Below are 20,668 nucleotides of genomic sequence, written 5' to 3' on the forward strand. Positions count from 1 at the left end.
TCAGCTCACCACTCCAGTCATCACGCCGACGGGTACGGCGATGAAGCCGCAGGTCAGGATGGCGGCCAGGGCATTCGCTGCCAGTTTGAGGGCCCGGTCGCGGCGCGGCCGGCCCGCCCCGAGGGTCTGGGCGGCGCTCCAGAAGCCGTGCCGGATGTGCAGGCCGAGGGCGAGCATCGCCACGATGTAGACGGTGTTGCCGTACCAGGTGGAGAAGGTCGCCACGACGTTCTCGTACGGATGGCCGGGCTCGGCGCGCTCGTTCACCGTGAGCGTCGTCAGGTCCAGGATGTGCCAGACGATGAACAGCCCGAGGATCACCCCGCCCCAGCGCATCGTGCGGGTCGCGTAGCTCGCCCGCCGCCGCTGATGCGCGTAACCGCGCGGCCGGGCCGCCAGATCCCGGCGGCTGAGCTGGTACGCGGCCACGCCGTGCAGCACGACGGAGGCCAGCAGCCCGATCCGGGCCAGCCACAGGAACCCCTCGTACGGGAGGAAGGGCTGGCCGAGGGTGCGCAGCCAGTGCGCGTAGCCGTTGAGGTCGCCGGGCCCGAAGAAGATCTTCAGGTTGGCGAGCATGTGGGCCACCAGATAGGCCAGCATGATCAGCCCGGTGACGGCCATCACGGCCTTCTTACCGATGGTCGACCGCCATACGGAGCCGATGAAGGACGGCTTCCGCGGCGGCTTCCGCTTCTGGCCGGGCCGCCGGTCGTGGCCCGTGTCCGTCCGTGTCGCCAGTGCCATGTCCTTGACGCTAGGCAGCGGCCGGGTGATTAGTCCAAGACATGCTGTGGCTGGATTCCATAGACGGTGCCTATTATCGCTGCGTGCAGCTGCAACAGCTCCGGTATTTCGCCGCCGTCGCGGACACCCGCCACTTCACCCGCGCCGCGCAGCGGCTCCACGTCGCCCAGCCCTCGCTGTCCCAGCAGATCAGGGCGCTGGAGCGAGAGCTGGGCGCCGAGCTGTTCCACCGCGCGCGCGGCCACATCGCCCTCACCGACGCGGGGGAGGCGCTGCTTCCGCTGGCCCGCCAGATCCTCGCCGACACCGACACCGCGCGCCGTGAGGTGCAGGAGGTCGCCCAGCTGCGGCGCGGCCGGGTGCGGCTCGGCGCCCCGCCCAGCCTGTGCGCCAGCCTCGTTCCGGATGTGCTGCGCCGCTTCCACGGCGAGTTCCCGGGCATCGAGCTGATCATCGACGAGGGCGGCTCCCAGGACCTGGTCCGCACCCTGGCCGCCGGTGAGCTGGACCTCGCCCTGATCATCACCCCGCTGCCCGGTCAGGCCCCCGCGCTCGCCGCCACCGAGCTGCTGCGCGAGGAGCTGGTGGTCGCCTCCTCGCCCGCGTCCCCGCCGCCCACGAAAGCCCGCCGGATCCGGGTCGAGGATCTGCGCGACCGGCCGATGGTGATGTTCCGCCGCGGCTACGACCTGCGGGAATTCACCACCGCGGCCTGCCGGGCGGCGGGCTTCGAGCCTTCGTTCACGGTCGAGGGCGGCGAGATGGACGCGGTGCTCGGCTTCGTACGGGCGGGCCTCGGCATCGCCGTCCTCCCCGGCATGGTGGCGGCGCGCTCGGGACTGCGGGTCACGCCCTTCGCGGGCCACGCGATGCGGCGCACCATCGCCGTCGCGCACCGCAAGGACGTCGCCCCGCCGAGGGCCGCGCGCGAGCTGCGCCGGGTGCTGCTGGAGTATCTGCGCTCGGCCGACGCCGACGACCTGCCGGGCCTGCCGCCCGGCACCCGCCTGCTGCCCTGACGTGTGCGGTGGGGTCAGGCCCAGAGCGCCGTGGCCGCCGCGCCGCCCGCGAAGGCGGCCGCCACCCCCGCCACCACGCTCCCCACCACGTTGGCGACGGCGAAACCGCGCGCCCCGTCCTCCGCCAGCTTCAGCGTCTCGTACGAGAACGTCGAGTACGTGGTGAGCGCACCGCACAGTCCCGTCCCCAGCAGCAGCTGCACCCGCGACGACGCGGCCCCGGCCGCCACCGCCCCGGTCAGCGCGCCCAGCATCGCGCACCCCACCACGTTCACCACGAACGTCCCCCACGGGAACACCGAGTCGTGCCGGGCCTGCACCATCCGGTCGGTCAGATACCGCAGCGGGGCGCCGACCATCCCGCCGGCGATCACCAGGAGCCAGTTCACCGGTGGCGCCCCGGGAAGCGGACGATCTCGACCGGGTCCAGGATCACCGGGCCGTCGCCGGTGATCTCCTCCAGTTCGGGCAGGAAGGCCCTCACCCGCTCCTCCGTATCAATGATCACCACGCAGACGGGCAGATCCTCGCCGAGCGACAGCAGCCGGGAGGTGTGGACCAGGGACGAGGCGCCGAAGCCCTCCACCCCGCGGAACACGCTCGCGCCCGCCAGCCCCGCCCGGTGGGCACGGTGCACGATTTCGGCGAAGACCGGTTTGTGGTGCCAGGTGTCGTTCTCGCCTACGAAGACGGTCAGCCTCAGCCCGTTCGCGTTCATCCCGTGCTCCCGTTGTACGCCCCCGCGACCCCGACGACCCGACGGGTGCCCGCCACCGCGCCCCCTACCGCGGCCATCGCCGCCAGCAGCGTCACCACCAGATAGACGGCCCCGCTCGCGGCGTGGCCTTCCAGGACGAGCCGCCTGAAATCCACGGCGTACGTCGAGAAGGTGGTGAACCCGCCCAGCACCCCGGTGCCGAGGAAGGGCCGCATCAGCCGGTGGGCCGTCCACACCTCGGCGATCAGCACCAGGAGGACGCCGATGAGCGCGCAGCCCACCACGTTCACCAGCAGCGTCGTCCAGGGGAAGGCGCCCGCGGGGGTCGGCCACAGCAGGGACGCCCCGTACCGGGCGGTCGCGCCGATACCGCCGCCGACCGCGACCACGCCCACCACCGGCCCCTGCCCGTGCCACGCGCCGTACCGCGACCGCCTTGTGCCCTCCGCCATAGGGCTCAGGCTAGTGGTGCGGGCACCGCTTCACGCTGCCCGGCCCCGGCCGGTACCGTCAGGCCCGGAAAAGATCGTGAGGCGTGCTGGAGAACGAGTTGAGACACCGAGGAGACAGCTCATGAGTAACCCGTTCGACAACCCCGACGGCCGTTTCGTGGTGCTCGTCAACGACGAAGGGCAGCACTCCCTGTGGCCCTCCTTCGCGGAGGTGCCCGAGGGCTGGACCGTCGCGCACGGCGAGGACGACCGCCAGGCGTGCCTCGACTACGTCGAGGAGCACTGGACCGACATGCGTCCGAAGAGCCTCGCCACCGCGATGGACGCCCCCGCCGGGTCCTGACCGGGCCCCCGACTGCGGGCGGTCCCGTCACGGCGTTACGTTGGGCGTGTGACGGGTGCGAATGCTGACACTTCGGGCACCATGCGGGCCTGGGTGGTTCCCACGCCGGGCCGGATCGACCAGGTGGAGCTGCCGATTCCGCGCCCGGCGGCCGACGAGCTGCTGGTCCGGGTCCGGGCCTGCGGGGTGTGCCGTACCGATCTCCACGTCCGCGACGGCGACCTGCCGCCGCACCGCACCCCCGTCGTGCCCGGGCACGAGGCCGTCGGCGAGGTGATCGCGGCGGGCGAGCGGGCCGCCGGGCCCGCGCTCGGCACCCGGGTGGGCGTCCCGTGGCTGCGCCGCACCTGCGGCCGCTGCCGCTTCTGCGTGCGCGGCCACGAAAACCTGTGCCCCTCGTCCGTCTACACCGGCTGGGACGCGGACGGCGGCTACGCTCCGTACGTCACCGTACCGGCCGCGTACGCCTATGAGCTGCCCGCCGGGTACGCCGACGAGGAGCTGGCCCCGCTGCTGTGCGCGGGCATCATCGGCTACCGCGCGCTGCGCCGCGCCGACCTCCCCGCGGGCGGACGGCTCGGCATCTACGGCTTCGGCGGCTCCGCGCACCTCACCGCCCAGGTCGCCATCGCGCGCGGCGCCGTCGTCCATGTGCTGACCCGCTCGGCCGACGCCCGGGCCCTCGCCCTCGAACTCGGCGCCGCCTCCGCCCGGGGCGCCGACGAACGGCCGCCCGAACCGCTCGACGCCGCGATCCTGTTCGCCCCGGCGGGCGAGCTGGTGCCGGTGGCCCTGGAGGCGCTGGACGCGGGCGGCACGCTGAGCGTCGCCGGAATCCACCTCTCCGACATCCCCGCCCTGGTGTACGAGCGCCATCTGTTCCACGAACGCACCCTGCGCAGCGTCACCGCCAACACCCGTGAGGACGGCCGCGAGTTCCTCACCGCGGCCGCCGCCCACCACATCCGCGCCACGGTCACCCCCTACCCCTTCGCCCACGCCGACACCGCCCTGGACGACCTCGCGCACGACCGGGTGAACGGCGTCGCGGTGCTGACGGGCGCCGCCTGAACGTGAGGGGCGGCCCCCGCTCACGCGGGGCGGGGTGCGGCGAGCCAGGTGGCGATGGCGGCGGCGATCGGCTGGCCGGTCTCCAGCTCGATGAACCCGAACTGGCCGCCCTGATTGCACTCCAGAAACCACCAGGTGCCGTCCTCGTCCTCGGCGAAGTCGAAAGCTCCGTAGGCGAGACCGGCGAGGGTCATGTATTCCCGTACGGCCTGGCCGATCCGGCGGGGAACGTCCACCGCGTCCCATAAATGGCCATAGAAACCATACCTCCCATCGACCTGTCCGGAAGCGGTGGTCTTCCGGGCGGCGAACATACGGCCGCCGACGCAGGTGAGCCGGATATCGGCCGTTTTGGGAATGTAGCGCTGAAGGAGTGTGGCACCTGCCGCGACGCCCGAGAAATCCGTGTCGGGGGCGATGCGGGTGGTGGGCAGCGCCATTGGGGGATTGACCGGCGGGGGCCCCGAGACGGTCTTCACCACGATGTCCTGGAACTGCCCGGCGAACTCCTTGGCGGCGCGCGGATAGGTGGTGATGAGCGTCGGGGGAACGGCGAATCCGCTGCGGTGCGCGGTGCGCAACTGCCACGGTTTGGAGCGCGCCAACAGGGCGGCACTGGGATGGTTCATCCAGCGCGCCTCGGTGGAATACAGCATTCCGTACAGGGCCTGGCCGCACTCGGCGCTCAGCCACTCGGAAGGCTCGGGGGCGTGCGCCGCCGGTTGTCCCGGGCGGCGCACCCAGATGGACCGCAGGCTGTGCACACTGACCAGGCGACCGTCGGTCGACAGATAGCCGGTGAAGTCGCCGCGTTCGAATTCGGTCGAGATCCCCGCCGTTCCGGGAAGGTCGGCGGGGTCGAAGCGGATCAGAGGGACATTCCGCTCCCGTAATTCGGCCACCACCAGGTCCGCTGTCACATCCTCCTGGCTGGTCAGGATGAGTACCGTCATCGACGTGGGAGGTGGGTGGGGTCGGTCAGTCGTCGAAGTGCGTCTTGGAGCCCGCGGTGGAGGTCGTCGTGCCGCATTCCAGAAGCACCCCCCGGTCGGAGATGGCGGGGCGTCCATCGGGCAGCACATTCAACTGCAGGGCCGCGTTGTACGAGTACGGAATGACAGCCGGTGATTGATCGGCCGGGACCGCATGGTTCAGGGCGAAGGGCTGCATGACTGACCTCTAATGCTCCACGGGATTCGCTTGATTCGAGATGAGCTTCACCAACACACAACAGTACGTACTAAATAGGTAGGAGTCTCGCTACGCGCTGTTATGTCAGATCTGTGACAGCATGAAGTACGTCACACCACCCGCGCAATTCCATTACCTCCGACCCGGTTCCGGGTCGCGGCCGACGGTGCGACGGCCCCGGCGCGAGGGCCGGTCACCTGCCAGATCCATGCCTCCACCTCCGCTTTCGCGGAGGGAGTGCGCCCCTCCGTGAACAGCCCGCCATGCCTCTCGTTCTTCAAGACGCCATTCAGGCCGTCCGGGTTGGCCGATAAGTTCGCCTCGATCTTCCGGGCCGCCGGTGCGCACGTCGGCACCGGTGTGAGCCGGGTCTCTCGCGCCTCGCCCCGCGGCGGCCCGGCGGGGCGCACCGGGCCGGCGGCCGGTACAGGGGTCGCTGTGGGCCCGTCGGCACCGAATCGACCAGGCAGTCGTTTGAACACCATCGCGGCGTTCACTCCTTCTCTGTGCGCCGTTCACTGTTCTCGCCGGACCGAACGCTCCGGCCGGGTAAAGCAACTCCCACGCCCATGTCATGGGTGGATCAATTCGGCCATGTGGCCGGGTGTCGCCCGCACTTCCCCGAGGCTCTTGCCAGGGAGAGGCGACGGGCGACCGGTCGGGAACCTTCGATCGCGCTTTGCCGTTTCTTTACCGACAGTCCCTCGAGTCATGAAGGAGTCGCGGTCGCCGCGATGGACGAGCCTCCAAGTACCCCCCTCCCCCATCCCGACGCGCACGCGCCGGATTTCGCCCAAGAGTTGTCCGTCGAGCGCGCGGGAAGGGGCCCGGCATGCTGACCGAAGCGCTGCTGGTTCTGCTGGCCCTGGCACTGACCCTGGCCTGTGCGGTCTTCGTCGCCGCGGAGTTCTCACTGACCACGGTCGAGCGCGGTGAGCTGGAGCGCGCCGCCGCGCAGGGCGAGCGGGGCGCCGGAAGCGCGCTCAAGGCCGCCCGGAGACTGACGTTCCAGCTGTCCGGCGCCCAGCTGGGCATCACCGTGACCTCGCTGGTGATCGGCATGCTCGCCGAGCCCTCGCTGGCCGTCCTGCTGCAGGGCCCGCTGCGCGCCGCGGGGCTGGGCTCCGCCGCCCCGTCCGTGGCCTCGGTGCTGGGCGTGGCGATGTCGACCGTCGTCCTGATGGTGATCGGCGAGCTGGTTCCCAAGAACTGGGCGATCTCCCGGCCGCTGGCCGTGGCCAAGGTGGTCGCGGGCCCGCAGCGCGGCTTCACCGCCGCCTTCGCGCCGCTGATCCACCACCTCAACAACACCGCGAACCGCCTGGTGCGCCGCGCCGGCCTGGAGCCCGCCGAGGAGCTGGCCTCGGCCCGTACCCCGGACGAACTGGTCGCGCTGGCCCGCCATTCGGCCGCCGAGGGCGCGCTGGAGCCCGATTCGGCCGAGCTGTTCGTCCGTACGCTCCACCTGAGCGAGCTGACCGCGGAGAACGTGATGACCCCGCGGGTGGACGTCCGGACTCTGGAGGCGCACGCGACGGCCGCCGACGCCGCCAACCTCACCCTGGCCACCGGCCTGTCCCGGTTCCCCGTCTACCGCGACACCCTGGACGAGGTGGTCGGCACCGTGCACATCCGCGACGTCCTCGCGCTGGACGCCGCCCGCCGGGCCACCACCCCGGTCACCGAGCTGGCCACCGCCCCGCTGCTGGTCCCCGACAGCCTCCCGGTGGACCGGCTGCTGGACCGGCTGCGCGGCGCGCACACCATGGCCGTCGTCATCGACGAGTACGGCGGCACCGCCGGTGTCGCCACCCTGGAGGACATCGTCGAGGAGGTCGTCGGCGACGTACGCGACGAACACGACCCCGACGAGACCCCCGCCCTGGTGCCCGCCGGGCCCGGCGTCTGGGAGGCGGACGGCGCCGTACGGCTGGACGAGCTGTCCGCCATCGCCCTCACCGTGCCCGAGGGCCCCTACGAAACCGTCGCGGGCCTGATGGCCACCGCCCTGGAGCGCATCCCCCGGGCGGGAGACGGCATCGAGACCGACGGCTGGCAGCTCACCGTGCTCGAGGTGGACCACCACCGAGCCGACCGCATACGGATCACCGCCCCGGCCTCCGCCGACGCGGCGGCGTCCGCCGACACGAGGGAGGACGCCCGATGACCCTGCTGCAACTGGCCATCGGCGCCCTCACCCTGCTCACCAACGCCTTCTTCGTCGGCGCCGAGTTCGCCCTGATCTCCGTGCGCCGCAGCCAGATCGAACCCCGCGCCCAGGAGGGCGGGAAGCGCGCCCGCACCGTGCTGTGGGCACTGGAGCACCTGTCCGCCCTGCTGGCCACCGCCCAGCTGGGCATCACCATCTCCTCGCTGGTCCTCGGCGCGGTCGCCGAACCGGCCATCGCCCATCTGCTGGAGCCGGTGTTCGCGGCGGCCCACGTCCCCGAGGCCCTGGTGCATCCGATCGCCTTCGTCCTCGCCCTGACGGCGGCCACCTATCTGCACATGCTCATCGGCGAGATGGTCCCCAAGAACATCGCGCTCGCCGCTCCGGAGCGCACCGCGCTCCTGCTCGGCCCGCCCCTGGTGGCCCTCACCCGCGCCCTGCGCCCCGTCGTCTTCGGCATCAACGCCTTCGCCAACGGGCTGCTGCGGCTGCTGAAGGTCGAGCCCAAGGACGAGGTCGAATCGGTCTACACCGACGCCGAACTCATCCGGCTGGTACGGGACTCCAGCGACGCGGGCCTCCTCGACGCCTCCGGCAGCGAGCGGCTGCGCGACGCCCTGGAGCTGGGCACCCGGCGGGCGGGCGACATCCTGGTCCCGTTCGGCGAGATGGTCACCGTCGACCACCGGGTCACCCCCGGCGCGCTGGAGCGCACCGCGGCCGCCTCCGGCTTCTCCCGGCTGCCGGTCACCGGCCCCGGCAGCACGGTCCTGGGGTACCTCCACATCAAGGACACCCTCGGCGTGACCGACCGCGACCGGCCCTTCCCCCGCAGCGCACTGCACACCGTCACCCGCGTGCCGGCCGACACCCCGCTGGACGACACGCTGACGGCGATGCGCGGCGCCGGTACCCACCTGGCGGCGGTGACCGGCGACGACGGCTCGGTGCTCGGCTTCGTGACCATGACGGACGTGCTGGAGGAGCTGGTGGGGGAGTCGGCGTCGGACGCCCCCTGACCGGCCCGGTGCGGGCGCGGTGCCCCGCACGTCGCCGACGCGAGGTTTGCCCCCAACGGCCCGGTAAAGAAGCCCAACGGGCAGCCCAGCCCTGCACCCCGCACATCGAAAGGCCAGAACCGCACCATGAGCATCGTGAGCTGGATCGTCCTCGGGCTTCTCGCCGGAGCCATCGCCAAGTTCCTTCTCCCCGGCCGTGACCCGGGCGGTCTGATCGGCACGACCGTCATCGGCGTCGTCGGCTCCTTCCTCGGCGGCTGGCTCTCCGCCAAGTTCCTCGACCGCCCCATCGACGACCAGTTCTTCGACCCCGCCACCTGGGGCGCCGCCATCGGCGGCTCCCTGGTCCTGCTGATCGCCTACCGGCTGCTCTTCGGCCACTCCCGCCGCTGACGCATGCGAAACGGCCTCCTCCGCTATGTGCGCATCCCTGCGTAGCGGAGGAGGCCGACGGGATTTCAGCAGATTCTTGCGAGGGACCCCACGCGCTGGCGGATTCACTCGGTCGAGTGGTGCATGGTGAACGTGCGGTGGGCAGTCGTACACCTGCGTAGGTTTGCTGATCGTGAAGCTGGTGGTGCAGGTCAGGCTGTTGCCGACGCCCGGGCAGGCGGCGGCGCTGGAGGCGACCCTGCGCGCCTGCAACGAAGCGGCCACGTGGGCCGGCGGCGTGGCGTTCGAGAAGGACGTCAAGAGCAACTTCGCGCTGCGCGAGCACACCTACCATCAGATCAAGGCCCGCTGGGGGCTGGGAGCGCAGGCCGCCCAGCACGTCGTCAAGAAGACCTGCGACGCCTACGCGACGCTCAAGGCCTCGCTGAAGGCCGGGAACCTGGGCAGACCGGGTTCCAAGCGGTACCGCAGGGCGGTGGAGAAGCCGGTCGCCTTCCGCCCGCGGGGCGCGCAGCCCTACGACGACCGGATGCTGTCCTGGCAGATCGATCAGCGCCGCATCTCGATCTGGACCACCGCCAGGCGGATGAAGGACGTGGCGTTCACCGCCGCGCCGGAGCAACTGGCCACCCTGACGCTCCACCGCAAGGGCGAGTCCGACCTCGTGTACCGGGACGGCATGTGGTTCCTCAACGCCACGTACGACGTGCCCGAAGCCGCGCCGAACACCGATCCGGTGGACTTCCTCGGCGTCGACCTGGGCATCGTCAACATCGCCACCACCTCCGACGGCGAGATCAAGGCCGGGCGTGAACTCAACCGCATCCGCGCCCGGGAACGCACGCTGCGCACCAAGCTGCAGAAGAAGAACACCCCATCCGCCAAACGCCGGCTGAAAAAGCGGCGACGCAAGGAGGCCCGGCGGGCACGGGACATCAACCACAAGATCGCGAAACATGTGGTGGCCGAGGCAGAACGCACCGGTCGCGGGATCGCCCTGGAAGACCTGACGGGCATCCGCGAGCGGGTACGGCTTCGCAAGCCCCAGCGGGCCACCCACGCCAGCTGGTCCTCATGCCGGAACTGCGGATTCGTTGGTCACGCGGACCGGAACAGCTCCCGCAAACATCCGCGCGAGAGCGTGGGCGTTGTGGCGACGCGGGGCGCAGTCAACCGCCCCAGCCCCACTCCCCGAACCGGAGAGTGAGGCAGGACGCAAACGCAGCACCACAGCCAGTGGCGCTCGTTGTGCAAGCCCGGGACTCTACAACCGGGTCGTTGACCCGTCGGTGACCCGGGGGCCGGGCTTGAAGCCGTGCCGATGGGCCACGGCGACGACCGCAGTGGCCAGCAGGGTCAGTCCGAGCAGCACCCAGGGGATGGACCCGGCACCGGCCGACTCCAGGAGCAGACCGCCGAACACCCCGCCGCCCGCGACCGCGAGGTTGAAGACGGTGACGAACATCGACTGCGCGACGTCGGCCGCGTCCCCGGCCGCGTCGGCGTTGGCGGTCTGGAGCAGCGTGGGCGCGCCGCCGAACGTCACGCCCCAGACGACGATGCCGAGGAACACCAGCGGTACGGACGTGCCCGCGACCCCCAGCACCAGGGACGCGAGCGCGAACCCGGCCAGGCTGAGCAGGGTGACCGGGCGCAGCTTGCGGTCGACCAGGACTCCGGTGAGCCAGATCCCCACGATGGCCGAGGCGCCGAACACCAGCAGCGCGAGGTCGACGCGCTCACCGAGACCGGACCGTTCCAGGAAGGGGGCGATGTAGGTGTAGAGGATGTTGTGCGCCAGGATCCACAGGAGCACCACGGCCAGCACGGCGCTGATGCCCGGCATGACGAAGATCTTGCGGATCGGCAGCCGCTCGGTGGCGCTCTGGCCGGGGAAGTCCGGGACCAGCGCACGGATCCAGAGCATCAGCAGCAGCGCGACACCGGACATGATCCAGAACACCCCGCGCCAGTCGAACAGCGACCCGAGCCAGGTGCCCAGCGGGACCCCGAGCGTCAGCGCGACCGGCTGGCCCACCCCGACGATGGCGAGCGCCCGGCCCTGGAGGTGTTCGGGGACCAGCCGTCGGCCGTATCCGGCGAGCAGCCCCCAGACGACCCCGGCCGCCATACCGGCGATGAAGCGGGCGGCGAGGGTGAGTTCGTAGCTGGTGGACAGCGCCGTGACGGTGTTGAAGGCCAGCAGCCCGCCGACCGCGAGGAGCAGCAGCGGCCGTCGGCGCATGCTGCGGGTGGCGGCGATGACGGGGATGGCGGCCACCACGGAGCCGATCGCGTAGAGCGTGACGAGCTGTCCCGCCAGCCCTTCGGAGACGCCGAGGCCGTCGCCGATCTGCGGAAGGAGACCCGCGGGCGTCGTCTCGGTCATGATGGCCAGGAACCCGGCCGTGGTCAGCGCCAGCAGTTTCCCTATGGGGAGCCGGTCGTCGTCGATGACCCGCTGCGGGTCCGTGGCAGTGTGCGTACTGCCGGTAGTGCTCACGTAGGTCTCCTGTTTTTCCATATCGGGGCGCCGGGCGGAGGCGTTTCGGCCCCCCGCCCGGCTATGTTCCGGACCGGCTGTGTTCCGGACCGGCTGTTTCTAGTACGAGGCGGCCAGGGAGCCGAATCCCCTGATGCGGTCGGCGATGCCGTTCTGCCGCAGCGCCCGCCAATAGAGCACCGTGTTGTTGGAGATGACCGGCTTGCCGAGCCATTCCTCGGCACCGGCCGCGACGCGCATCATGGCCATATTGGTGCCCACCTGCACGATCGCCTCCACGTCCGGGGTGTCGACGGCCTTTACGGCTTCGCGCAGTTCCGGCTCGGGCACATGGGCGATCCGCTCCGGGCTGCTGCATCCCAGCCCCGTCATCGACACCACGTCATATCCGGATTCGGTGAAGAACCGGCTCACCGAGTCGTCACCGGCCGGAACGTACGGGGTGATGACGCCGAGCCGCCGGGCACCGTAATGGGACAGCGCCGTGGTGAAGGCGTCCGGGCTCATGGTGACTGGAAGTCCCCCGCTCGCGGACTTCATCGAAGCCACCACCTCGTCCTGGGAGCCGGGCCCGTCCCAGTAGATCTCGGGGGAGAAAGCGACCACGAAGCAGTCGGGTTTGCACGGCAGGAGACTGCCGATCGCCCGATGGGTGGCCTCCCGGTAACTGCTGACCAGATCGTCGATTCCGCCGGTGAGCGAGGTGTCCTCGGTCTGCATGCGCCCGGTGTGGTTGGTCACCCCTTCGGGGCGCATGGCTTCCATTTCCGGCTGGACGGAGGTGTTGGTGGCCGGGAGGACCACGCCGACTTTGAGACGAGGTCCGAGGCAGTCGGTCATATCGCGCTCCTTGTGCCTTGGGAAGATGGGGACTTGGGAACGTTTCTCAGGTGTTCGGGGCCTTGATGAGAAGGTGCCCCCGCCCTATGATTTCCGGAACGATCACGGCGTCGTTCCAGGACGACTGGTCCACCTGCTCCAGTGCGATCGAGACGGCGCCCTCGGGGACCCCGAAGTGCCGCGTCACCAGCGCGGTGAGGTCCTCGGTGAGCTGCTTCCGCTGCCGTTGGCCGACGTCCCGGGGAAAGTGCTTGATGGTGATGTGGGGCATGTCTTCCTCCCTGGATCTCAGCTGTCGAGGCGGGTGTGGATCGCCGAGATGAGTTCGCCGACCCCCTTCTCCTTCAGCACGCTGTAGTGGTCTCCGGCCAGCTTCACCATGGTCGGAGGCGTCGCGGAGTAGCCCGAACTGCCCTCGATGAACGAATAGTCGTCGCCCGTGGCCTTGAAGATGGTCACGGGGGTGTTCAGTGTGCGCTCGGACAATTCGCGGAAGCTGTACTCGAATTCGTACGTCGCCTCCACGATCCGGGTGATCCGGCGGATGAGTGCTCCGTCCAATTGCGGGAGGAGTTCATGGATGAACGCCACGAACTCGTCCTCGTTCCGGACCGTCTCAAGGCAGCGATCGCGGTCCGGCCCGCTTATGCTGCCGGTGAACACGGAGTAGAGGATCGTGAGGTACGCCGGATTGCGGTACGTCGCCTCACGTCCGTACTGTTTCCCTTCCGTCTCCCGGACCTCGGGATTTCCGGGGCAGATCAGGAACAGGTTCTCCACCTGTTCCCCCGCGTCCTCCAGCTGCCATGCGGTTTCGAAGGCGACCCGGGCGCCGAAGGAATAACCCCACAGGGTGTACGGGCCTTCCGGCTGTATTCTCCGGATCTCGGCCACATCCGCCGCGGCCATGTCCCGGATCGTCGGGTACGGCGTTTCGCCGTCATTGATGCCGTGCGCCTGGACGCCGTAGAACGGCCGGTCGAGGTTCGCGCCCGTGGCGAGCTGCTGGAGGTTCATGGGATAGCCGCCGAGGCCCGGCCAGCAGAAGACCGGCGACTTGGCGCCCTCGGAGTGCAGCCGCAGGAACCGGGATATCTCCCCGGTGGCGGTGCCGTCGAGATGGCGGGCGAGCCGGCCGACCGTGGGCGCCTCGAAGAGCACCTGAACCGGCAGCCGGTTCCCGAACCGCTTGTTGAGGCGGTTGACGAGGGTCACGGCGATGAGCGAATTGCCCCCGGCTTCGAAGAAGTTGTCCTCGATGGAGACCGGTTCGTATTTCAGCGCCGCCCCCCACAGCTCGGCGAGGGCCTGTTCGGTGTCGGTCCTCGGCGCCACGAAGGGGCGGCTCTCCAGCCCCTGTGACAGCTCTTCGAAGGTGGCCAGCGTCTTGACGTCGATCTTGCCGTTGGCCGTCTGCGGCAGTGCGTCCAGGACGGCGACCTTGTTGGGCAGCATGTAGTCCGGCAGAGAGGCGGCCAGGTCGTCCCGGATCACCTCGGTCGGGCCCTTCATATGGACGATGTCCTCGCCCATGCCCTCGCTCGCCTCCTGCTCGGCCGAGATCCGGCCGCCGACGAAGAAGTAGGAGGCGCCGGTCGGGATCGAGCACTCGGTCAGGATGGCGTCCAGCCGCCGTGCGGCGGGCAGGGGGTTGCCGGTCTTGGAGCTGTAGCCGGAGGACATCAGGCCCAGCCCCAGCTGATTGGCCTGGAGGTGGTGGAGCTTCTTGCCGAGCGCGATGTACTCCAGCCACGGTTCGGCCGCCCGGCTGACGGCGCTGATGCCGAAGCCGGAGCGCTCATAGACCGCCTGGTTGATGGCGATCACATGCTTCTTCTCCACCAGCTCGTCGGAGATCCGCTCCAGATCGCCGTCCTGGTAGCGGTACAGACCGCCCGGCAGATCGGTGACCTCCCCGGGGTGGACCTGGAGGTAGATCTCGGTGGGGTCCTCCGGCTGGCGGCCGTCGCTCTGCCGGATGTCGAAGGTGCCCAGGTAGTGGTCGTCCTCCGCCACGTCGAACAGTGGCATCAGCTCCGGCCGGAACCCGTCCGGATGGATGGCCAGGCCGTGGGCGGGCAGCACCTGCTCGAACAGGCCGACCATATGGCCCGTCTCGAACTCCAGGACTTCGAGGATGTTGTTCTTGTAGACGGGCTCGATGGCCTGCCGTTTGCCGACGAAGTGCACCTTCAGCCGCGGGGATCCGCTCCCCTCGGCGGTGCGGATCCGGGCGAGCTGATGGTCCCGCGGGTTGTAGTAGTAGACACCGGCCGGCAGCTCGCCGATGCCCGCGATCTCCAGATACATCTGGGTCGCGTACAGCGCGCCGGGCGAGGCGTACGCGTACTTCGGCAGCAGCCGCTCCTCGCTGTGGAACTGCCCGAAGGAGCGCAGGATCGTGCCCAGCCCCTCCAGGGACAGATCGCCGAGCGGCCGGGAGGAGAGGGGGTCGACGCGATGGTCGAGCAGCTTGAGGACGCGGGCGCGGCTGGTGTCCCCGCCCTCGTAGAAGCGGTAGGTCTTGCGGGCGAACGCCTCCCGGCGCAGCTCCGGGCTCGCCTCGCGGCCGGGCAGGTCCACCCGGGTGCGCCCGGCGAGCTGTTCGGACGTACGCAGCCCGGGGTTGGAGAGCTGGGCCTTGACCTGCAGCTTGTTGGACTTGGACTGGTGGTGGGAGCCGTGGCTGCCCTGGTCCATCAGGGCGGCTTCCTTGGGGTTCAGCTCCACGGCGGCGACGAGGTTCTGGGAGCCGGTGCGCGCGTCGTCCTTGACCAGGACGGCGGCCCGCTTGACCCAGTCGTGGTTCTCGATGGTGCGGGCGATCTCGTCCAGCTCGACGCGGTAGCCGCGCAGTTTGACCTGGCTGTCGGTCCGGCCGAGGAAGTGGACGGTGCCGTTGGGGTCCTGGGACACCAGGTCGCCGGTCCGGTACAGCCGCACCGGGTCCTGCCCGGGGTCCGGTGCGAGGTGCGGGAAGCGCTCCTCGGTCAGCTCGGGCCGGTGCAGATAGCCGCGGGCCAGCTGGACACCCGAGACGTACAGCTCACCGGTCTCGCCGTACGGCACGGGCCGGTGGTTCTCGTCCAGCACGTGGTAGCGGGTGTGGGCGACCGGGGTGCCGATGGGGATGACCTTCGGTTCGTCGTCCACGGTGGCCGGGTCGACCTCGTACGACGATGAGTTGATGGTGCACTCGGTGGGCCCGTACAGGTTCACCAGCCGCGCGGTCGGCAGCGTCGCGAAGAACTCGGCGGCCAGCGCTCTGGTGAGCGCCTCACCACCGCTGAACACCCGGCTCAGGCTGGTGCTCTCGCCCAGCCGCTCGGTGTCCACCAGGGCCTGCAGCAGCGTCGGGACGCACTGGAGCGTGGTCACCCGGTGGCGGTCGATCGTCTCGATCAGCCCCTCCGGGTCGCGGTAGACGCCCGGGGCGCCCATCACCACGCGGGCGCCGCACGCCGAGCCGAGGATCTCCCACTGGGCGGCGTCGAAACTCATCGGGGTCTTCTGGAGGATGACGGTGCCGGTGCCCAGATGACCGGACTCCCGGAGCCAGCCGAGCTGGGCGACGATGCTGCGGTGTTCGACCATCACCCCCTTGGGCTTGCCGGTGGACCCGGAGGTGTAGATGACGTAGGCGAGCCCGCCCGGCTCCGGCTCCTCCGGGGCGTCCGGCGGGGGCCCGGTCGACTGCTCGGCCGGGGCGTCGTCCACCGTGAGCACACGGGTGTCGGCCGGGGCGAGTTGGCGCAGGCGGTCGGCCAGATGCGACTGGCAGACGATGACCTGGGCGCGGGCGTTGTCGATGATGAAGCGCAGCCGCTCCTCGGGGTAGTCCGGGGAGAGCGGCACGTACGCGCCGCCGGCGCTGAGGATGCCCCACGCGCCGACGAGGAGGTCGAGGGACGGATCGGCGAAGAGCCCCACGCGGTGGTCGTGCCGCACGCCGGACTCCTGGAGCCGACGAGCTAAGCGGGCGCTTCGGTCGAGGAGGCCGGCATAGGTGAGGTGGGCGTCCCCGGAGACGACGGCGATGTCGTCGGGTCGTGACGTGGCCTGTGCTCGAAGGAGCCCAGGCAGGGTGGCGTGGTTTCCGACAGGCATGAAAAACCTTCCTCGTGTCTCTGTTGATGGCTTCCGGCGATGGCTTCGGGTACGAACGGCGTCGGATGAGATCAAGCAGTGCTGACGAGAGTTGGTCTGTTCAGGTCTTCGGTGGGTCATCCCAGGCATGGCCCCGCCGGGGCCTTCGGCCGGAAGGCACCCCGGGCCTGGCGCCGGCGATGGGCATGGACGAGGGTTGGTGTGCTCAAGGGCGCGCCTGGAAGTGACCCCCGTTTGCGTACCCAGAGCTGTCTGACAGCCACTGACCGTAGAAAGCAGGCTTGGTTCATGTCAAATAGTTCGATGTTGAACTCGCCCCGAAGGGGCGGGGCCGGCGAGGTGAACGAGCAACGCGACAAAGCCCCCGAGCAGGCCCCTGAGCAGGGCGAAGACGCGCTCGACCGCATCCTTCAGCAGTGGGCGGAATGCCGCCCCGAGCTGGACGCATGGTCCATGGGGATGATGGGGCGGCTCTTCCGGGCGACCCGGCTGGTCGAGCGGGGTGTGGTGGAGTACCTGGCCGAGGAGGGCATGGAGCGCTGGGAATTCGACGTCCTCGCCACCCTGCGCCGCAGCGGCCCGCCGTACGCGCTGTCCCCGAAAGCCCTGGCGGCGACCATGATGATCAAGCCTCCGGCGCTGACCCATCGGGTCGACCGGCTGGTGGACCGCGGCCTGGTCGACCGCGAACTCGACCCCACCAACCGGCGCCGCATGGTGATTTCACTCACCCCGGAGGGGTTCGAGCTGCTGGACAACGCGGTGGAGGGGCATGTCCTCAACGGAGAACGCCTGTTCAGCGCCCTGGACCGGACGGAACAGGAGCAGCTGTCGCACCTGATGCGCAAGCTGCTGCTCTCGCTCGGCGACACGGCTCCCCCGAGGGCCGGCTAGGCGGCGGGCCGGGCGCCGTGTGGGCTCCGGGACGTCGGGTGGCGAGTCACATTTCGCGAGGAGTTCACACAAGCCCGGGGCTCCGGGCTGGGCAATGCGGCCCGCTGGCGGTGAGCCAGTGGCGCCCCCGGCAGGACTCGAACCTGCGGCCAAGCGCTTAGAAGCTGTGCGAGCCTGAGCGATGTGCTGAACTGCGCTTTTCGTGGTCGCGACGGACCGAAACCGGTAAAGGCGCTTGGTCTGTTCCCGTGGGGATGGTGGCGCCACCATGCCCAAGAATGACGCGATTTCGGCGCCTAGGGTGGGATTGAGGTGGACGCTGATGGGCTGGCCAGAGCCTCTGTGCGCGTCCGGGAGGCGGTTCCGTCATTGGATGGAACCGGTGGGGCGGTCCAGGTCAAGACGAGAAGCGCCGATGGCAGATCTCATCGGGAATCGGCTGCCAATGCGGTTGCCAATTCGTTGAGCCGCCCGAAAGCACGGGCCATGCCTACATGATCCGCGTAGTCGCGCGATTCGACGATGACGCCGTCGCGTACGCGCGTCACGAAGATGCACGGCAGCGCGAAGGGGCTGCCGTTCACCGCACCGGCATAGCTGAACTCGAAGACGACCACCTCGGGATCGGCGGTCTCGTGGACCTGACCAACGGGCTCGAACCGGTCGACTGCGTGTGTCTGGACTGGTATGCCTGCGAAGTGGCGCCGTATTTCGGTACGCGTGCGCAGCGGTATGTCGCCGGTGGGCGCGAGCGGGTGCCGGACGTCGGTGTGCTCGGCGTAGAGGCTGGCGAGGTGGTCGAGGTGCGCCTGCCTCTCCTGCTCCGTGAGGCTGCCGGTGATGAGGAGGCTGACTCCGGCGGCGACGGCGCGGACGACATCGGCCGGTGCGGACGGACTTGGCATGTTCCCCCCAGAAATAACCGGAGCCTGGACTTCGGTAAGGGTAGCGGAGTCCAGGCTCCGGCTAAAGTCCGTGTCGAGCGTCAGTGGGGAGGATGCGGGCATGCGACGGGACGCACGGGAGAACCGGGAACGGATCCTGGCCGAGGCCGAGGCGGTCTTCGGTACACAAGGAGCCGCTGGGTCGACCGAAGAGGTGGCCAGGCGAGCCGGTGTCGGCATCGCCACAGTCTTTCGCCACTTTCCGACCAAGGAGAAGCTGATCGAGGCAGCACTGCTGCGACATTTCGACCAACTCATCCAACGCGCTGGCGCACTCGCCACCGACACGGACCCCGCCACTGCCTTCCGTACCCTAGTGCGAACGATGATCGAAACCGGCGCCACGAAGCTGACCCTCGCCTCGACCCTGACGGGCGGCCAGCACGTTCCGGGCAACGCAGCCGCCGCATCGGACCGGTTGAAAGCCGTCGTCAGTGACATCCTGCGGGGGGCGCAGGATGCCGACGCGATCCGGCCCTCGATCACCGTCGAGGAGGTCTACCTCCTCATCCGGGGGCTTGCGCAGGCATCAGCGACGATGCAGACGCGCCCGGAAACACTGGACCGCGCCATCGACGTCGTACTCGCCGGGCTCTCGCAGACAGCCGGCTGACCCGGAGTTGCCGCGCTTGACGATCGCCACTGAACACGCTGAAGGACTCGATCAACCGAACGTCTCCTGCTCGAATCAACGGCTCCAGAGCGGGAGACTCACTGCCAGAAGCATTCGTCGATCACGATCTGCGGGTCGGTAGCGCGGGGCGTGAAGTGGTATCGCAGCCAGCCGCGGCCATGATCGAAGTAGAGGACGTGCTCACCGCTCGGCCGGGTCGACTGGACGGGCTCGACGCTCATTCCCGGGGGCAGGCCCCTGTCGGTGTCGATGCCCCGGAAGTACGGGTCTGCGACGGTCACGAGTTCGGCGCGGGCGGCATCCACCATGGCACGGGCCTGGTCGGGGAGGGCGTTCCTGCTGTCCTCGGCTTCCGTGGTCCAGTCGGCTTGCCAGGGCGGCCCCATGAAGCCGTCCGTCACTGGCCGGGCTCCGCCTTCGCGGCTGCCCGGCGGATGCGCCCGGCTTCCTCGATCATCGCCTTGGCGCGCGCGTAGTCGCCCTCCTGGGCGGCCTCGTCCTCCAGGCGGTGGACTCTGGCTTCGAGTTCGGGATTACGGGCGAGGGCGTACTCGCCCCACCAGCGGGCCATGAAGGCGGGGACGGGAGCGAGGTCGTAGGCATCGGCGATGTCGCGACGCCAGTGCCGGTCGAAGTCCACGAGGAGTTGCGGCGCGTGCTGGGCGATGGCGGCGCGCAGAGACTTCGGAGTCCGCTCGGGCATGGGCGGGACGGCTGTCCCGCCCTCGAAGGATGCGGTGGTCATGAGCGTGGGGATTCCCTTCGGCTCACCGGTCAGGTGGCGATGTGGACTGAGGACGGCACGACGGTTGCCGGTTCGGATGGCTGTTGCGTCCTTCCGGTCCGGCTCCCGCGGACTACGGTGCGGATCTTGGCGATACGGTCACGTTTGACGCCGAGAAGGCGTGCGACATGTTCGACGCGGCCGTAGGGGATCGGGCTGCCGGGCGTCCCGGTGGTGGCCGCGCACACGAGTTCGGCGAGCTTTCTCCGCTCGCTGCGTATGTCGTCCTCCAACCGTTGGACCACCTGCAGCTGGCGGGCGATGGCCGTCAGCGCCGATGTCTTCAGATCACGTTCGTAGCGCAGGTCCTTTGCACTCACGTGCCCGACAATGGCACACGGGCATCACCCCCAACAATCGATCCCTCGAGAATGCACTCTTGCGAACGCTGTCCCGCGCGCGGTGGCTGGGTGAGCGCCACCCCGCTGCTCGGGCGGAGGAACATGTCCGGGCTCTCCGCGGATCTTGGGTCGTGGGCGGTCAAAGCGCTTGACTCATGAGCGGTGTGCTTCCGGACACATGAAGAGCCTCACCGGCGTTTTCGCAGGTGAGGCGCCGTTTGCGCCCCCGGCAGGACTCGAACCTGCGGCCAAGCGCTTAGAAGGCGCCTGCTCTATCCACTGAGCTACGGGGGCCGGTGGTGGGCCTGGAACTGCTGAGCCCCCGGGTGCCGACGGGCCCGCGGTGCGGCCGTGGTGCCGGTGGCCGGGCGCGGCGGATCCGTGACCTTGCCGGGGACAAGGATAGGGCTCCCTGCGCCTCGCCCCGGTTGCTTCACCTCCGTGGCACGTTGTGGAGGTTCGGTGAAGCGGTCCGATAATCGCAGGCAGGTACGAAAC

The 20,668-nt window shown here is 69.7% G+C and carries 22 protein-coding genes, 1 tRNA gene and 1 pseudogene; 9 read left to right on the forward strand and 15 right to left on the reverse strand.

Annotation, left to right across the window (positions count from 1 at the left end):
- Nucleotides 1–747: a succinate dehydrogenase cytochrome b subunit gene (locus ACFZCY_RS32580; RefSeq protein ID WP_391181378.1), complete on the reverse strand. Its 747-nt coding sequence runs from the start codon at nucleotides 745–747 to the stop codon at nucleotides 1–3.
- Between the two features lie 83 nt (nucleotides 748–830).
- Between ACFZCY_RS32580 and ACFZCY_RS32585 the strand changes: the two genes are divergently transcribed.
- Nucleotides 831–1,766, forward strand: coding sequence for a LysR substrate-binding domain-containing protein (locus tag ACFZCY_RS32585; protein WP_391181381.1), 936 nt, complete (start codon nucleotides 831–833; stop codon nucleotides 1,764–1,766).
- Nucleotides 1,767–1,780: 14 nt separating this feature from the next.
- Here ACFZCY_RS32585 and crcB read toward each other — a convergent pair whose 3' ends face one another.
- The 3 genes from crcB to ACFZCY_RS32600 are packed head-to-tail and all read right to left on the reverse strand — an operon-like array spanning nucleotide 1,781 to nucleotide 2,936.
- Entirely contained in the window at nucleotides 1,781–2,155 is a 375-nt protein-coding gene (crcB, locus tag ACFZCY_RS32590) for a fluoride efflux transporter CrcB (protein WP_391181384.1), read from the reverse strand.
- Nucleotides 2,152–2,484, reverse strand: a complete 333-nt coding sequence (locus ACFZCY_RS32595) for a DUF190 domain-containing protein (RefSeq protein WP_391181387.1) — start codon at nucleotides 2,482–2,484, stop codon at nucleotides 2,152–2,154. Before ACFZCY_RS32595 ends, crcB begins: the two co-directional genes overlap by 4 nt.
- Entirely contained in the window at nucleotides 2,481–2,936 is a 456-nt protein-coding gene (locus ACFZCY_RS32600; RefSeq protein WP_391181389.1) for a CrcB family protein, read from the reverse strand. The genes ACFZCY_RS32595 and ACFZCY_RS32600 overlap by 4 nt, the downstream gene beginning before the upstream one ends.
- A gap of 121 nt (nucleotides 2,937–3,057) precedes the next feature.
- On the opposite strand from ACFZCY_RS32600, the gene ACFZCY_RS32605 reads away from it, so the two are divergent.
- Nucleotides 3,058–3,279 carry an MbtH family protein gene (locus ACFZCY_RS32605; RefSeq protein WP_055552767.1) on the forward strand — a complete coding sequence of 74 codons (222 nt, stop codon included), beginning with the start codon at nucleotides 3,058–3,060 and terminating at the stop codon, nucleotides 3,277–3,279.
- 81 nt (nucleotides 3,280–3,360) lie between these two features.
- A complete protein-coding gene (locus tag ACFZCY_RS32610; RefSeq protein ID WP_391181754.1) occupies nucleotides 3,361–4,350 on the forward strand; it encodes a zinc-binding alcohol dehydrogenase family protein in 990 nt (329 codons plus the stop codon).
- Between the two features lie 20 nt (nucleotides 4,351–4,370).
- Here ACFZCY_RS32610 and tgmB read toward each other — a convergent pair whose 3' ends face one another.
- Nucleotides 4,371–5,303 carry an ATP-grasp ribosomal peptide maturase gene (gene tgmB / locus ACFZCY_RS32615; protein WP_391181393.1) on the reverse strand — a complete coding sequence of 311 codons (933 nt, stop codon included), beginning with the start codon at nucleotides 5,301–5,303 and terminating at the stop codon, nucleotides 4,371–4,373.
- A gap of 25 nt (nucleotides 5,304–5,328) precedes the next feature.
- Nucleotides 5,329–5,520: a putative ATP-grasp-modified RiPP gene (gene tgmA, locus ACFZCY_RS32620; RefSeq protein ID WP_055552772.1), complete on the reverse strand. Its 192-nt coding sequence runs from the start codon at nucleotides 5,518–5,520 to the stop codon at nucleotides 5,329–5,331.
- An 856-nt stretch (nucleotides 5,521–6,376) separates the two neighbouring features.
- Between tgmA and ACFZCY_RS32625 the strand changes: the two genes are divergently transcribed.
- The 4 genes and pseudogenes from ACFZCY_RS32625 to ACFZCY_RS32640 all read left to right on the forward strand — a co-directional run.
- Complete coding sequence (locus ACFZCY_RS32625) at nucleotides 6,377–7,708, forward strand: CNNM domain-containing protein (RefSeq protein ID WP_391181757.1); 1,332 nt, start codon at nucleotides 6,377–6,379, stop codon at nucleotides 7,706–7,708.
- Complete coding sequence (locus tag ACFZCY_RS32630; RefSeq protein WP_391181396.1) at nucleotides 7,705–8,730, forward strand: CNNM domain-containing protein; 1,026 nt, start codon at nucleotides 7,705–7,707, stop codon at nucleotides 8,728–8,730. Before ACFZCY_RS32625 ends, ACFZCY_RS32630 begins: the two co-directional genes overlap by 4 nt.
- Nucleotides 8,731–8,856: 126 nt before the next feature.
- Nucleotides 8,857–9,123, forward strand: coding sequence for a GlsB/YeaQ/YmgE family stress response membrane protein (locus ACFZCY_RS32635; protein WP_009717868.1), 267 nt, complete (start codon nucleotides 8,857–8,859; stop codon nucleotides 9,121–9,123).
- Between the two features lie 172 nt (nucleotides 9,124–9,295).
- Nucleotides 9,296–10,382, forward strand: a pseudogene (locus tag ACFZCY_RS32640) (RNA-guided endonuclease InsQ/TnpB family protein); the annotation flags it as partial.
- A gap of 5 nt (nucleotides 10,383–10,387) precedes the next feature.
- On the opposite strand, the gene ACFZCY_RS32645 reads toward ACFZCY_RS32640, so the two are convergent.
- The 4 genes from ACFZCY_RS32645 to ACFZCY_RS32660 all read right to left on the reverse strand — a co-directional run bounded on the left by ACFZCY_RS32645 (nucleotide 10,388) and on the right by ACFZCY_RS32660 (nucleotide 16,573).
- Nucleotides 10,388–11,626: an MFS transporter gene (locus ACFZCY_RS32645; protein ID WP_391181400.1), complete on the reverse strand. Its 1,239-nt coding sequence runs from the start codon at nucleotides 11,624–11,626 to the stop codon at nucleotides 10,388–10,390.
- Nucleotides 11,627–11,725: 99 nt separating this feature from the next.
- On the reverse strand, nucleotides 11,726–12,466 hold the full coding sequence (locus ACFZCY_RS32650) for an arylmalonate decarboxylase (protein WP_391181403.1): 741 nt from the start codon (nucleotides 12,464–12,466) through the stop codon (nucleotides 11,726–11,728).
- Nucleotides 12,467–12,512: 46 nt separating this feature from the next.
- Nucleotides 12,513–12,737, reverse strand: a complete 225-nt coding sequence (locus ACFZCY_RS32655; protein ID WP_391181406.1) for a tautomerase family protein — start codon at nucleotides 12,735–12,737, stop codon at nucleotides 12,513–12,515.
- Nucleotides 12,738–12,754: 17 nt separating this feature from the next.
- The gene (locus tag ACFZCY_RS32660) at nucleotides 12,755–16,573 is read right to left on the reverse strand and encodes an amino acid adenylation domain-containing protein (RefSeq protein WP_391181409.1); all 3,819 of its coding nucleotides are present in this window, start codon (nucleotides 16,571–16,573) and stop codon (nucleotides 12,755–12,757) included.
- Between the two features lie 339 nt (nucleotides 16,574–16,912).
- On the opposite strand from ACFZCY_RS32660, the gene ACFZCY_RS32665 reads away from it, so the two are divergent.
- Nucleotides 16,913–17,467, forward strand: a complete 555-nt coding sequence (locus tag ACFZCY_RS32665; RefSeq protein WP_391181411.1) for a MarR family transcriptional regulator — start codon at nucleotides 16,913–16,915, stop codon at nucleotides 17,465–17,467.
- Between the two features lie 425 nt (nucleotides 17,468–17,892).
- On the opposite strand, the gene ACFZCY_RS32670 is transcribed toward ACFZCY_RS32665, so the two are convergent.
- Nucleotides 17,893–18,372 carry a nuclear transport factor 2 family protein gene (locus ACFZCY_RS32670; protein ID WP_391181414.1) on the reverse strand — a complete coding sequence of 160 codons (480 nt, stop codon included), beginning with the start codon at nucleotides 18,370–18,372 and terminating at the stop codon, nucleotides 17,893–17,895.
- Between the two features lie 100 nt (nucleotides 18,373–18,472).
- Here ACFZCY_RS32670 and ACFZCY_RS32675 point away from each other — a divergent pair, with 100 nt between their 5' ends.
- Entirely contained in the window at nucleotides 18,473–19,024 is a 552-nt protein-coding gene (locus ACFZCY_RS32675; RefSeq protein WP_391181416.1) for a TetR family transcriptional regulator, read from the forward strand.
- A 98-nt stretch (nucleotides 19,025–19,122) separates the two neighbouring features.
- On the opposite strand, the gene ACFZCY_RS32680 is transcribed toward ACFZCY_RS32675, so the two are convergent.
- From ACFZCY_RS32680 to ACFZCY_RS32695, 4 genes are all read right to left on the reverse strand, one after another.
- The gene (locus ACFZCY_RS32680; RefSeq protein WP_391181419.1) at nucleotides 19,123–19,446 is read right to left on the reverse strand and encodes a hypothetical protein; all 324 of its coding nucleotides are present in this window, start codon (nucleotides 19,444–19,446) and stop codon (nucleotides 19,123–19,125) included.
- Nucleotides 19,443–19,790 (reverse strand): DUF6247 family protein, encoded by a 348-nt coding sequence (locus ACFZCY_RS32685; RefSeq protein ID WP_391181422.1) that lies wholly within the window; start codon nucleotides 19,788–19,790, stop codon nucleotides 19,443–19,445. The genes ACFZCY_RS32680 and ACFZCY_RS32685 overlap by 4 nt, the downstream gene beginning before the upstream one ends.
- A gap of 29 nt (nucleotides 19,791–19,819) precedes the next feature.
- Nucleotides 19,820–20,149, reverse strand: coding sequence for a hypothetical protein (locus ACFZCY_RS32690; protein WP_391181425.1), 330 nt, complete (start codon nucleotides 20,147–20,149; stop codon nucleotides 19,820–19,822).
- A 242-nt stretch (nucleotides 20,150–20,391) separates the two neighbouring features.
- A tRNA-Arg gene (locus tag ACFZCY_RS32695) sits at nucleotides 20,392–20,464 on the reverse strand.
- Nucleotides 20,465–20,668 lie beyond the last annotated feature (204 nt).

This window comes from Streptomyces sp. NPDC007983 (genome assembly GCF_042958345.1).
Lineage (GTDB): Bacteria > Actinomycetota > Actinomycetes > Streptomycetales > Streptomycetaceae > Streptomyces.